The sequence below is a fragment of the Methanobacterium sp. BRmetb2 genome (assembly GCA_003491285.1).
Lineage (GTDB): Archaea > Methanobacteriota > Methanobacteria > Methanobacteriales > Methanobacteriaceae > UBA117.
Window position 1 is genome coordinate 1453760 of the sequence record CP022705.1, and the last position, 13515, is coordinate 1467274.

General features: G+C 34.7%; 11 protein-coding genes. 7 read left to right on the forward strand and 4 right to left on the reverse strand.

Features of this window, described 5'->3' with window-relative positions:
• The first annotated feature begins 185 nt into the window (after positions 1-185).
• From cdhA to CIT01_07300, 7 genes are all read left to right on the forward strand, one after another.
• On the forward strand, positions 186-2549 hold the full coding sequence (gene cdhA / locus CIT01_07270; protein AXV38012.1) for a CO dehydrogenase/acetyl-CoA synthase complex subunit epsilon: 2364 nt from the start codon (positions 186-188) through the stop codon (positions 2547-2549).
• Positions 2550-3065: a CO dehydrogenase/acetyl-CoA synthase complex subunit epsilon gene (locus CIT01_07275; protein ID AXV38013.1), complete on the forward strand. Its 516-nt coding sequence runs from the start codon at positions 2550-2552 to the stop codon at positions 3063-3065.
• 15 nt (positions 3066-3080) lie between these two features.
• On the forward strand, positions 3081-4481 hold the full coding sequence (cdhC, locus tag CIT01_07280) for a CO dehydrogenase/CO-methylating acetyl-CoA synthase complex subunit beta (protein ID AXV38014.1): 1401 nt from the start codon (positions 3081-3083) through the stop codon (positions 4479-4481).
• A 64-nt stretch (positions 4482-4545) separates the two neighbouring features.
• Positions 4546-5304: an ATP-binding protein gene (locus CIT01_07285; GenBank protein AXV38015.1), complete on the forward strand. Its 759-nt coding sequence runs from the start codon at positions 4546-4548 to the stop codon at positions 5302-5304.
• Positions 5305-5316: 12 nt separating this feature from the next.
• A complete protein-coding gene (gene cdhD, locus CIT01_07290) occupies positions 5317-6477 on the forward strand; it encodes a CO dehydrogenase/acetyl-CoA synthase subunit delta (protein ID AXV38016.1) in 1161 nt (386 codons plus the stop codon).
• A 20-nt stretch (positions 6478-6497) separates the two neighbouring features.
• Entirely contained in the window at positions 6498-7865 is a 1368-nt protein-coding gene (locus CIT01_07295; GenBank protein AXV38017.1) for an acetyl-CoA synthase subunit gamma, read from the forward strand.
• A 13-nt stretch (positions 7866-7878) separates the two neighbouring features.
• Positions 7879-8346 carry a ferredoxin gene (locus CIT01_07300; GenBank protein ID AXV38018.1) on the forward strand — a complete coding sequence of 156 codons (468 nt, stop codon included), beginning with the start codon at positions 7879-7881 and terminating at the stop codon, positions 8344-8346.
• A 192-nt stretch (positions 8347-8538) separates the two neighbouring features.
• Here the strand turns inward: CIT01_07300 and CIT01_07305 are convergent, their stop codons facing one another.
• From CIT01_07305 to CIT01_07320, 4 genes are all read right to left on the reverse strand, one after another.
• Positions 8539-9906, reverse strand: coding sequence for a hypothetical protein (locus tag CIT01_07305; GenBank protein ID AXV38019.1), 1368 nt, complete (start codon positions 9904-9906; stop codon positions 8539-8541).
• A 191-nt stretch (positions 9907-10097) separates the two neighbouring features.
• Positions 10098-11372 (reverse strand): oligosaccharide repeat unit polymerase, encoded by a 1275-nt coding sequence (locus CIT01_07310; protein AXV38020.1) that lies wholly within the window; start codon positions 11370-11372, stop codon positions 10098-10100.
• A 27-nt stretch (positions 11373-11399) separates the two neighbouring features.
• Positions 11400-12155: a hypothetical protein gene (locus CIT01_07315; protein AXV38021.1), complete on the reverse strand. Its 756-nt coding sequence runs from the start codon at positions 12153-12155 to the stop codon at positions 11400-11402.
• Positions 12156-12354: 199 nt separating this feature from the next.
• Positions 12355-13503, reverse strand: a complete 1149-nt coding sequence (locus CIT01_07320; protein AXV38022.1) for a digeranylgeranylglycerophospholipid reductase — start codon at positions 13501-13503, stop codon at positions 12355-12357.
• Between the last annotated feature and the right edge of the window lie 12 nt (positions 13504-13515).

Consider the following 13515-nt stretch of genomic DNA (forward strand, 5'->3'; position numbering starts at 1 on the left):
TTAGGTATTACTTATCCTTATTTTTAATGGGTGGAAGTAATAAAAATTAATTCTCCATATTTAATATGATTATTATTTTAATTATTACTAATTTGTCTTTTGAATTGCTAAAAGTAATACACAAAGTTTATATACACTTTTGTAGATAAGACAAACATCATTATAAATCATTAATAATTAATCTGGTGATAATTGTGGCACCGAAACCTAAAAAATTTAGCGATGATTTCTGGAAAACTAAGGATTTAAAAATTTCAATAGGCGAAATAATAGACGAAAAAGGGGAAAAAACGGAAGTTGAAGACTCTAATGTAGAAATGGGTCCAACTCCAAAACCAGGTGTAACAGCTTTAAGGGAATGGGATTTTAAACTTTTAGATAAATATGAACCATTCTATGCACCTTTATGTGACATGTGTTGTTTATGCACCTTTGGTAAATGTGATTTACTAGGTAAGAAAGGAGCATGTGGGATAAATGTAGAAGCTCAACAAGCTAGAATCGTATTACTTGCTTGTTGTATTGGAACCGCTGCACACGCAGGACACTCAAGGCATATGGTAGAATATCTCATAGAAAAATTTGGTAAAGATTATCCAATTGATCTGGGTTTGAATATAGACATTGAAGCACCTATAATAAGGACAATTATAGGTAAAAAACCAAAAACATTAGTTGATCTTGAAGAAGCCATGGATTATGTGGAAGAACAGATGTCTCATTTATTATCTGCATGTCACACGGGACAGGAAGGAAGTAGTCTTGATTTTGAGTCAAAAGCACTTCATGCCGGTTTGATGGATGATTTAGCAAGAGAAGTGGGGGACATTGCTCAGATCGTGACTCTTAACATGCCTAAGGGAGATGGTGATGCACCACTCATAGAAATGGGTTTGGGCACTATTAATTCAGATAAACCAGTTATATTGTGTATAGGGCATAATGTCACACCAGGCGCAGGAATTATGGACTATATGGAAGACAATGCGCTTAATGATGAATTAGAAGTTTGTGGTATATGTTGTGCTGCAATAGATATTTCTAGACGTAATGATCGGGCTAAAGTTGTTGGTCCACTTTCTAAACAGCTAAAATTCATAAGAAGTGGGGTGGCTGATGTAATTGTGGTGGATGAGCAGTGTATACGTACTGACGTCTTAGAAGAAGCTAAAAAGAATAATGCCATTGTAATTGCCACCACCGATAAAATGTGTTTAGGTTTACCAAATAAAACAGATGAAGAACCGGAGAAAATTGTTTCACAGCTTTTAAACAGGGAAATAGAAGGGGCCTTAATACAAGACCCAGACAAGGTTGGCGAAGTTTCAGTTAAAGTGGCTCAGAAAAATGCTAAAGAAAGGGAAAAACTCAAGCTATTACCTGACTTAGATGAAATCAAAGAGATGGCAGAAAGTTGTACAGAATGTGGTTGGTGTAACCGTGTATGTCCCAATAGTCATGATATGATGGGTGCTGTGGTGGCAGCTGGAAATGGAGACTTTTCTAAATTTTTAGATTTATATGAATATGACGTTTGTTACACGTGTGGTAGATGTGAACAGGAATGTGAAAGAGACCTTCCACTTATCTCCATGCTAACCAAGATAGGAGAACACACAGTAAAAGATCAGAAGTTCTTTATGAGAGCTGGAAGAGGTCCGGTACAGGACGTTGAAATACGAAAAGTTGGTGCCCCTCTTGTTTTGGGTGAAATACCTGGTGTGATAGCATTTGTAGGATGTTCTAATTATCCTGAAGGTGGAATAGATGTTGCAAAGATGGCCGAAGAATTTCTGGAGAGGAATTACATTGTAGTAGCTACAGGTTGTGGTGCAATGTCCATTGGAGAATATCGTGATGAAGAAGGTAAAACCCTCTATGAGAAATACAGTGGCGATTTTGATGCTAAAGGTCTGGTAAATATAGGATCATGTGTTTCTAATGCCCATATTTCTGGAGCATGTATTAAAATTGCCAATATTTTCGCTAAAAAACCATTAGAAGGTAACTTTGAAGAAATAGCAGATTATATACTTAACAGAGTAGGGGCTTGTGGAGTTGCATGGGGTGCTTATTCACAAAAAGCAGCAGCAATAGCCACAGGAGTAAACCGTTGGGGTATACCAGTTGTAATTGGACCACATGGTTCCAAGTACAGAAGACTCTTCTTAGGACGAACAGATAAAGAAGAAAAATGGAACATCACTGATTTAAGAACTGGTGAAGTAATAAAAGGAGAACCTGCCCCTGAACATTTACTTTATGCTGCCGAAACTAGAGAAGAAGCAACAGTAATGACTTCAAAGTTGTGTATACGGCCTAACGATACTAGCAAAGGAAGACAACTTAAATTAAATCATTACATAGACTTAAATAAAAAATACTTCGGTACATTACCTTCTGATATTCATCTATTCGTTAGAAATGAAAAAGATATTCCAATAACATATAAAAAGGATGTTAAGGAGGTTCTGAAGGCTAAAGGTTGGGAACCACGTAAGATTCCACAGGAACCCTCTTTAATGGATTCTAAAGGTGAAGGTGATTAGATGAGTGGAGAACGAGTAATACCATATCAACCCACGGTAATAGCTGGTACTAAACAGGGTTTATTAGCTACACCAGAAATTGCAAAGATGATGCTTAAAAAAGCTAAAAGACCTTTAATGGTTATAGGACCTCTTGCAGTAGAGGATCCTGTTATGACTTTGTCTGCTGAAATTGCAGAAAAATGGAATTTACCTATTGTTACTACTGCCGATGCTTTTAAGGTATTCCATGAGAAGGGAATTGATACAACTTCGTATGGTGTTGTGGAAATTGTCAATCTCCTGAAAGATCCTGAATGGCAAGGAATTAATGGTGAGGGACAGCATGATCTGGTGATATTTATTGGTGTAATATATTACATAGCTTCACAAGGCCTTTCCAGCCTTAAACACTTCGCACCTCATCTTAAAACTCTTACTATTTGTAAATATTTCCATTCAAATGCTGATGCATCATTTCCAAACATGAAAGATGATGAATGGTTCAAATATCTTGAAAAACTTAAAACAGATTGATTATGGAGGAATTCAATGTTTGAGGATATACCCGTCGATGTTAGTCCTATGTATGAGGGTGAAAGAATAAGATCAGCAAATATGTTTGTTGAACTTGCCGGCCCTAAATCTATAGGCGCAGAATTAGTTCAAGTAGAAGACAATGTTGAAGATGGCAAAATAAAGGTTGTTGGTCCTGAATTATCTGAAATGGGCCAAGGAGAAATTTATTCTTTCGGAATTTTGATAGAAATCCAGGGAGAAAAATTAGAAAAAGAATTAGAAGGCGTAATTGAGCGGAGAACTCACGAATTGTGTAATTATATTAAGGGGTTCATGCATCTAAACCAACGTGACCAAATATGGTGCCGAGTAAGTACAGAAGCTCATGAGGCAGGTTTTAAATTTGAAGATCTGGCTAAAACACTTTCAATTTTGTTTAAAGAAGAATTCCCCATAATTGAATCAATTGCTGTCACTGTTCTAACTGATAAGGAAAAAGTTGAAGAATTTGTTGAAAAAGCCAAAGAACAGTATGATAAAAGAGATGCCCGAGCTCGTGAACTTACTGATGAAGATGTTGATGTATTTTATGGTTGTGTAATGTGCCAATCATTTGCACCTACTCATGTCTGTGTGGTCACGCCAGATAGAACTGCACTTTGTGGCGCTATAAACTGGTTTGATTGCCGAGCAGCTGCTAAAATGGATCCGGAAGGGCCTATATTCGAAATAGGCAAAGGTGAAGTATTAGACGACTTTAAAGGCGAATATGACAATGTAAACACAGTAGTGTCTGAAAAATCACAAGGAACTGTTGAAAGAGTATATTTACATAGTGTATTTGAATTCCCTCATACTTCTTGTGGATGTTTTGAGGCTGTAGCATTTTACATTCCAGAATTGGATGGTATAGGTATAGTTGATCGTGATTTTAAAGGTGAAACTCCCCTTGGAATACCTTTCTCAGCTATGGCTGGGCAGTGTTCTGGTGGAAAACAGGTCGAAGGATTTACAGGCTTAAGTCTAGAGTACATGAGGTCACCTAAATTTTTACAGGCTGATGGTGGTTATTCTAGAATTATATGGTTACCTAAGGAAATTAAGGAATCGGTTATAGATTATATTCCTGAAGAATTAAAAGATAAAATCCCAACTGAAGAAGAAGCAACGAGCATCAAAGAAATAAGAAAATTCTTGAGAGAAGCAGAACATCCAGTTATGGAAAGATTGAAAGAAGCAAAAGCAGAGAAAGAAACTGAAAAAGAAGTTGAAGTTGAAGTTTCTGAGGAAATGGATTCAGAATTTGAAGAAGTTCCTATGGCTCCTGTGGCTTATGCGCCAGAACTTGCTATGCCTGCTTCTGGAGGGGTTAAAATAATCTTTAAAAATGCTAAAATTTATGCTGAAAAAGTTATCATCAAGAGGAAGCAGTAATTAGCATTTAATATGATAAAAATATCAATTTGGCATAAATATTAAAAAACTGACGGTGTTTATAGTGATAATTGCAGTAAGTGGTAAAGGAGGAACTGGAAAAACTTTGGTTGCATCAACCCTAGTTAAAATTCTATCCACAACTGGAAAAGACTTACTGGCTATAGATGCAGATCCAGATTCTAATTTACCTGAGGCTCTTGGTGTTGAAGTTGAAAAAACTGTGGGTGACATCAGAGAAGAACTTAAAGCAGACACTGGTGCAGGCAGAATACCTAAAACCATGAATAAATGGGATATTCTTGACTATAAACTCATGGAATCTGTAGTTGAAACACCTGACTTTGATTTATTGGTGATGGGTCGACCAGAAGGAAGCGGTTGTTATTGTGCTGTCAACAATATGCTCAGGAAAATAATCGAAACCCTATCATCAAACTACGATATAATAATAATTGACACAGAAGCAGGACTCGAACATTTGAGTAGGAGAACAACTCAAAATGTGGATATAATGCTGGTTGTAACAGATAAATCAAAAAGAGGTATGTTAACAGCACAAAGAATCGGGGAATTAGCAGAGGAGTTGGATATAAACTTCCAAAAATTGTTTTTAATTTTAAACAGAGTCAATGCAGAGAATGAAGATGAGTTGAAAGAGAAAGTTAATGAGATTGGTGTGGATCTTATTGGCACCGTATATGAAGATAAAGATGTAGCCAAATATGATATTGAAGGAAAACCGTTAATAGATCTTCCGGACGATTCTACTACAGTTTTAGCCATTTCAGATATTGTTGGGAAGATTTTAAATTTAAAGTAAGGATGTGGGTTTATGGATAAAATGACACAGCTTCTTAAACTACTTGGAAATACAGATTCTATAGAAATAAATGAATTTAGGATGGATTTTGAAGAATTAGAGCTATATTTAATGCCGGCAGTACAACAAGTTGTACAGCAAACAGTAGAAAAACAGAAAGGAATAACTAAAGAAATATCAGGGGTTGAAGAATTTGTACCCCCTATTAAAGAATATCCTGGAAAAGTGGCAGAAGTTCAACTAGGAGCAGGTACACGAAAGCCAGTTTATTTAGGGGGACAAAATGCACTTTATAGGTTTGAAGAACCGCAGCCAAATCCGCCAGTTGTAACTTTTGATGTTTTTGATATTCCAATGCCTGGACTTCCCAGACCAATAAGAGAACATTTTAGTGATGTGATGGATCATCCTGGTGAATGGGCCCGTAAGGCAGTTAAAGACTTTGGAGCGAACATGGTAACTATCCACTTGATTGGTACCGGTCCCAAGGTAATGGACAAATCTCCAAAAGAAGCTGCTGCAGATATTGAAGAGGTACTACAAGCAGTAGATGTTCCTTTAGTCATTGGTGCATCGGGAGACCCAAAAAAGGATCCATTAGTCCTTGAAAAAGCTGCTGAAGCTGCGGATGGTGAAAGATGTCTACTTGCGTCAGCCAACCTGGACTTAGATTATAAAAAAGTAGCAAAAGCTGCAATTGACTACAATCATGCAGTGCTATCATGGGCTATTACTGATATTAACATGCAAAAAACACTGAACCGTTATCTAATGAAAGAAGGCTTAACTCAAAATGATATTGTAATGGATCCGACCACATGTGCATTAGGGTATGGTATTGAATTCTCAATAGATGTTATAACCAGAACCCGGCTTGCTGCATTAAAGGGAGATACTGATCTTCAAATGCCAATGTCTTCTGGTACCACGAATGCATGGGGTTCTCGTGAAGCATGGATGAAAAAGGATGAATGGGGACCAACAGACTATCGGGGGCCAATTTGGGAAATAATAACCGGTTTAACCATGATGCTATGCGGAGTAGATATTTTCATGATGCTTCACCCGTCATCGGTACAGATGCTTAAAGAAATTGGTGAAACATTTACCAAAGAATATATGACTACAGATTTACCTGATACTTCAGACTGGATAACCCAGCTGGAGGGCTAAGGAGTTTAGGAGGTGTTAAATTGCTTGTAACTGCGATGGATATATACAGATTACTTCCAAAAACAAACTGTGCAAAATGTGGAGAAGCTTCCTGCATGGCTTTTGCTACAAAACTTTCTGAAAAAGAAATAGAGTTGAATTTATGTACACAGCTTACTGATAAAGAAATGGAAAAACTTGAAGATTTACTAGCTCCGGCTGTAAGGGAAATAACAATTGGTACGGGAGATAAAACTACAATTATAGGTGGAGATGAGGTTCTCTATCGATACGAGCTAACTTATTATAATCCTACTTCTCTGGTTGTGGATATTAGTGATGACCTAGATGAAGAGGAACTTAAAAACCAGATTAAGGTAATTGAAGATACGGAATTTGAAAGAACTGGAGAATTACTAAAACTTGATGCTATTGCCTTAAGAAATAAATCAGGAAACAGCGATAAATTTGCGGAAGCAGCAAAAATAGTTAAAAGTTCCAGATTACCTCTTTTACTCTGTACCTTTGATCCTGAGGCCATGAAGGCCGCACTAAAAGTTGTCGGCGATGAAAGACCTTTAATTTATGCTGCAACCGAATTTAACATAGAAGAAATGTCTGACCTTGCTATTGAACATAATTGTCCCATAACCCTTTCAGTACCTAATGACTTGGAAAAAATGAAGGAATTAGCCAGAATCATGAGAGCAAAAGGAATAAAAGACATAGTATTAGATCCTGGTACCTTTGTTGGAGAAGGAATTGGGGATACTCTGGACGATTTTGTCATGATCAGAAGACTTGCAGTGGAAGAAAAGGATCCAGATTTCAGATTCCCCATACTGGGAATTCCGGCAGTATGTTGGTTATCTGAAGAAGATGAAGTTCAAAAGGCCATGAAAGAAGCTACAATCTCCGCAACTTTAATAAATAAATATGCAGACATATTAATTCTCCATGGAACGAATATATGGGAACTAATACCTATTTTAACCTTAAAACAAGGGGTGTACACTGATCCTAGAAAACCACAAGCTGTAGACGCAGGTTTATATCAATTTGGCGAGGTTGATGAGAATTCTCCCGTAATTATGACTACTAATTTTGCCCTGACATATTACACTGTAGAGGGAGATTTAAAGTCTGGGAAAGCTAACTGTTACCTTTTAGTTTTGGATACTGAAGGCAGAGCAGTTGATGTATCTTTAGCAGGAAATCAATTGAATGGTGAATCAGTGGCTGATTTAATTAAGGATACTGGAATAGAGGATAAGATTAAAACCAGAAAACTCATCATACCTGGACTTGCAGCTCCAGTCAGTGGAGAAATAGAGGATGAAAGTGGATGGGAAGTTGCTGTAGGTCCAAGAGACTCTTCAGCTGTTGCAGATTTTTTAGCAGATAATTAATAGGTGGTATTTTGTGAAAACTTTAATGGTAATAGATCCAAAAATGTGCAGTGAATGTGAAGACTGCATCAATGCATGTGAAAAGGAGCATGGGCTATCCAGAGCCAAAAAAAGTTCTACTATCCCTATGTTCTGTCTTCAATGTCATCCGGAAAAGGCCCCATGTGCTAGAATATGCCCTACTGGAGCTATACATGAAGAAGATGGCACTTTGATGGTTGATGAAGATTCATGTATTCTTTGTAGGCTTTGTATGATTGCTTGCCCTATTGGAATCTTAGTAATAGACCATGAAAAAAAGGCGGTTCAGAAATGTACCTTATGTATGGATTCAGATAAAATAATTCCTGCTTGTGTTGATGCATGTAAAGACAATGTTCTTAAAATATTTTCAGTTGAAGATTTAGAAGAACTTAAAAAAGATGTTACCTTTACTGATGTATTGAATGAGGCAATGAAGGCATACAAAGATAAAATATAAAATTTTTAAAAAAATTGGAAAGATAAAGATAGGAACTAACTGGTTTTTCCTATTTTTTATATTATTTATTAGACTTATTTTTTAATTTTCAATATAATTTTTTATGAATATTATAATTTATAATATTAAAAAAATTTAAATTAGGATTTACACAATTTTATCGTTTTTAATTTTCATATGTTGAATGAGTTATTATTGATCAATCACATGAAAGCTATCAATAATTGACTCAATGTATTGTATGTTGTCATCAAATTCTTCTATATATCCTGAAAAGAGTAAGTAATATAATGAATCTTCTTTTCTAAAAGCCACAACTTTCACTTTTTTACTGTATTCCACATTCAAATTTTCAATAACCAGTTCAATACCCTTTAGATCATCTAGTAATATTTCAGATTCAGAGATAATCTGGGCATTTTGGCTTAAAAAAACATCTTTAATCAGTTCAGTAAATTCATCTAAACCAATAAACTCTACATCATCCCTTCTATTGACGGAAAATTTTAAATGAGTTCCTTCTAATTTACCTTTTATTATCTTTTCTGATCCGTTTCCTTCATCAATTGTCCAAAAATCAGAATAATTAAATGATATTTCTCCATCATCATAATGATTAAGTTTGGATATTTGTCCCAATCTTTCTAAAGCTTTTCCTGCTTTTCGCCGGACATAAATATATTTTTCGTTCAAAGCTTTATTCAATGGTTTCACTGCCTTTTCATCCCCAATTCTTCCAAGAGCTTCAGCAGCCTTTCCACGCACATATCTATTCCTTTCTACCTTATCTTTATCGGTTAATGCAGCAATAAGTGGTTTTACTGCTCTCTTATCTCCAATTTTTCCTAAAGCTTCTGCCACAAGAGATTGAATTTTCCAATCATCATCATAAAATGCTTTAAGTAATGGATCAAATGCTAAATTTTTCATTTTTTCCAGAGCCAGAATAACTCTCCTTTTAACATCAGAATCTTCGTCATTCAATGCTTTGAGTAAAGGTTTAACTGCTCTTTCATCTCCGATTTTCCCAAGAGCAGTTACCGAACATTTTCTAACCGTCCATTCTTTGTCATTCATACTATGAATAAGATGTTCAACTGCTCTCTTATCCCCAATATTTCCAAGTGCAGCTGCAGCATGTTTTCTAACATCGCCGTTTTTATCTTTTAATGATTCTATTAAAGGTTCAACTGCTTTCTTATCCCCAATTCTACCTAGTGCCCAAGCAGATTTCCATCTTACCTCTTCGTCCCGGTCTTTGAGTGTGCGAATAAGGGGTTCAACTGCTTTCTTATCCCCAATTCTACCTAGTGCTTCAGCAGCGTTTTCTCTTACTGCATCTAAAACAACATAATTCGCATGCCATTCTTCAAATTTTAAGGCATCAATAAGGGCATCAACAGAACTTTCATCACCTACATATTTAAGAGCTCTAGCTGCTTCCTTTCTAATAAGATAATCATCATTTTTTAGGGCACGCACTAAACCTTCAACATCCTTCTTTCTTTGGAGCGTTTTTATGTCCGGTTTAACTTCAGAGTCTAAAATCAATTTTACCATTTCTCATTCATATGCATTTTCAATTTAATATCAATAATTGTTAATCCTTTATATAATATTTTTTTTATTTATATACTAAGTTTAATAAGTTATTTTTATTTGAATATTCATAAAATAATGGATTTAGTTAATTTAGTCATTAAAACATGTTTCATTTCTTCATGATATTTGTAAAATTCTAGTGTAAAATTCTAGCACGGATTTTGTTTCTTGAGAATGTTGGCAAAATATATTATGGCTGCAACTAGGATGTATAAAATGACTAATTGATCTAAAATTCCTGTTTCAACGCCGATTATAATATAACTTAAAATTATTGCATATAATGCAACATAAAATGAATCCTTTGTTTTTTGAAGAATTTTATATCCTGCACCAGTTATTAAGCCTAAAAATCCCATTCCTACAGTTATTCCAACAGTCCCAAAGTCAACCAGCATAGGACCAAAAAGTGTGGGGGTAATGGTAACACTGGACCTCCAAGCAATTAATTTTCCAATAATGACCCGAGGTCCATCACCAGGTCCCGGCAGGATACTTAACGCTAAATTTCCGTGCATAAAACCAAAAAATCCTGAAATATGATTCAGTAAATCTAAAACACCTAATGTGAAAGCTGCTCTGCTTCTTAAAAAATCTAGAGCACTTAGATATCCTAATGCGTATTCTTCCACCGATCTAAAATATCCTAAAACCATTACCACTGAAAGGATAATTAAAAATCCTAATATAATCTCCCAAACTTGGAATAATTTAGTATAATAGCCCATAATAACCACAATCAGTATCAATGCCACCAGCGGTGTTCTGTATCCCAGACAAAACAATAAAAGAATGCTAATGGCAGAAAGAGAAATTAATCTAAATTTAGCTGAAGATTTTGATAATTGGTCATTTTGCATCTCTTTCAGAATGTGGGAGCCCATCAGAGCCACTGCAGGTATGCTTAAAAAAGTTGGCAGAGTTAGTTTAGGATCAAGAACATATCTTAAACTGGGATCCAGAAGAGGGAGACTCCCTAAAGTGATTATATTCAGATAAAAGAATATAAAACTAATTATCAATAATAAAAGTCCAAGAGAGTAAATTTTTTTTGAATCAAAGATTATAAACTTTTTATCATTTAATACTGCTTTAGGAATTATTGTGGAAAAGATAAAAAAGGAAATAAATCCAATTAAAATATTGAACTGTAAACTAGGAGATATGGGGATGCTAGCTAGAATCATGAAAAAAGCAAATGCAACAATAATGATCAGGGGGGAGAAAATATGGTTCTTTAAGATATAACTATCATTTAAAAAGTTTAGAAATTTGTCTGGATATAATTGTCTGAAAAAACTGTTTAACCATAAATCTTCAATATATAAGAATAATTTCTGTAAAATAAGAAAAATAAAGGTATTTTCAATTAGATTTTTTATCTTCAGAGATAATTTAGTGGATAGATTATAAATTGAACTCATTTAATCCTCAAAAAAATTGAATTAAGTTTAGATGGGTAATTTAACGATTTTTTTGATTTTATATTTATTTTCCAGGTTTTCAATAGTATCATTACTAACATTAAATATTCTAATGGTGATGTAACCAGAAACACCATTTACATCCCCTAAAACCTGATCAATTATTCTTAAATCGTCTGGATTAGCCCAGGTAATATTAAGCATCTCATTATTTTCTGAAGTAGTTATAGGTGCATAATTCTCTTTTATATATAATTCATTGGTTAATTCCTGGATTAATGTTTCTTTTTGAGGATTGATAGATAAAGGTGCATATATCTGGTATTCCTCAGGAATATTCAAAATTAAGTCATTGACCGAAGTTACATTGATTGGCTCTAAAATTACATCTACTGTATTATTCTCAAGCCCAACCACTTCTAAGCTAATAGATTCAAAATAAAAATCTGCATATCTATTTTGGTAATTACTAGCAAGTATTCTACTACCATTTACATTTAGAAGCATTTCTTTATCATTTGACCACAATACTTGCCCGTAAACAGTTTCTTTTTTTCCATTAATTGAATTATAACCAGTTAATCTAGAATAAACTATCTTGCCTGCCCCATTTAAATCTTGAAACTTATTATTTGCTTTTTCCATTTCTAGACTGTCAAATGTAAATTTTTGAATGTTAGACTCACTATCAGAGGTTTTATAAAATGCTAAAACAACTGCTGAAATTATGATTATTATTATAATCAAATCTAAATAGGTAAATTTTCCCAGAATTTTTCTCATAGTCTTCATCCTTTGTTATTATACATTTTATCATTGATGCAATAATTTTTCATTTTTTCCTGGACAAGGTGACCAAAGTTAGTTAATATTTTTATTAGTTTTATTTCCTATTCTGTTTATATATAATGGTGTGGATTGCATTAAATTGGAAATATGAATTAAATTTAGTTATAATTTAAGAACCTGGCAGTAGTTGAATTTAGAGTAGATCTTTTAGAATTTTTACCAGTTGGGGATAGTCCTTTGCCAGCTTGATCATTGAAAGTTTAGAAAGGGATCCAACATCTTTTCCTTGTGCAAAACTAATAAGATTATTTAAATCATCATCATCCATATTGTCCAGAGCGTTCCGGTATTTAAGAGATCTTTTTAGGCTTTTACCTACTTTCTCTTTCCATAGTTTTTCATATCTTACCAGGAAATCAGATGATGTATCTTCTTTTTGAATTGCTTCTGCAGCTACTTCGCCAGCAATTTTGCCACACGCTGAGGCTATATGAATTCCTCCGCCGGTTATTGGATCAACCTGGCGTGCAGCGTCTCCAACAACAAGTAAACCATCTGTGAAAGTTTTTTCGATAGGCCCTGATACAGGCACTCCTCCAATGTTAAGTTCAACTGGTTTGGCATTTAAATTAACTATAAATTTATTGAGATAGTAATATGCAGATTGTTTTAGACTCCTAATACCTATTCCCACATTAGCAACCCTATCCCCTTTGGGAAAGATCCATACATATCCTCCAGGGGCTATTTTTTCGCCAAAATAGAATTTTAAATAGTTAGGGTTAATATCCAAACCTACCATTTCATATTGGGCACAAGAACAAATTTCAAAGGGTCTAGCTGTGGTATTAAGTCCAGATTTTTTTGCAATTTGTGATTCCAAACCATCAGCCGCAATAACTAAATCTGCAGTTATTTCCATTGTTTTTCCAAGATGTTTGGCAATAACTCCTTTAACCTTTTTGTCCTTAATAAGTAAATCTTTCACATTAGTTTTTAACATGATGTCGGTGCCGGCTTTTGCAGATTTAATTGCTAATTCTTTATCAAATATTTTTCTCTCTAATATCAATCCTTCAGCAACAGGTCCTCTTAATGTTGCAGAACTACCGTCTGGTGAGTATAGGTCTGCACCGTAAACTTCGCTTCTAACATATTTTTTGGATGGTTTCATCTCCAAAGTTTCGAATGTTTTGTAGCTTGTAGCTCCAGCACATTGAACTGGAGTTCCAATTTCTTGCCTTTTTTCAATCATTAATACATTAATATCATTTTTAGAAGCAAATAGAGATGAAACTGAACCTGCAACACGACCCCCAACAACAATAACGTCATATTTCATATTAATCTCCTT

Excerpts from the sequence above, each read along its gene's own strand:
- cdhD (AXV38016.1), top strand. The coding sequence starts at position 5,317 with ATGGATAAAATGACACAGCTTCTTAAACTACTTGGAAATACAGATTCT.
- CIT01_07305 (AXV38019.1), bottom strand. The coding sequence starts at position 9,906 with ATGGTAAAATTGATTTTAGACTCTGAAGTTAAACCGGACATAAAAACG.
- CIT01_07275 (AXV38013.1), top strand. The coding sequence starts at position 2,550 with ATGAGTGGAGAACGAGTAATACCATATCAACCCACGGTAATAGCTGGT.
- CIT01_07310 (AXV38020.1), bottom strand. The coding sequence starts at position 11,372 with ATGAGTTCAATTTATAATCTATCCACTAAATTATCTCTGAAGATAAAA.
- cdhC (AXV38014.1), top strand. The coding sequence starts at position 3,081 with ATGTTTGAGGATATACCCGTCGATGTTAGTCCTATGTATGAGGGTGAA.
- CIT01_07320 (AXV38022.1), bottom strand. The coding sequence starts at position 13,503 with ATGAAATATGACGTTATTGTTGTTGGGGGTCGTGTTGCAGGTTCAGTT.
- CIT01_07315 (AXV38021.1), bottom strand. The coding sequence starts at position 12,155 with ATGAGAAAAATTCTGGGAAAATTTACCTATTTAGATTTGATTATAATA.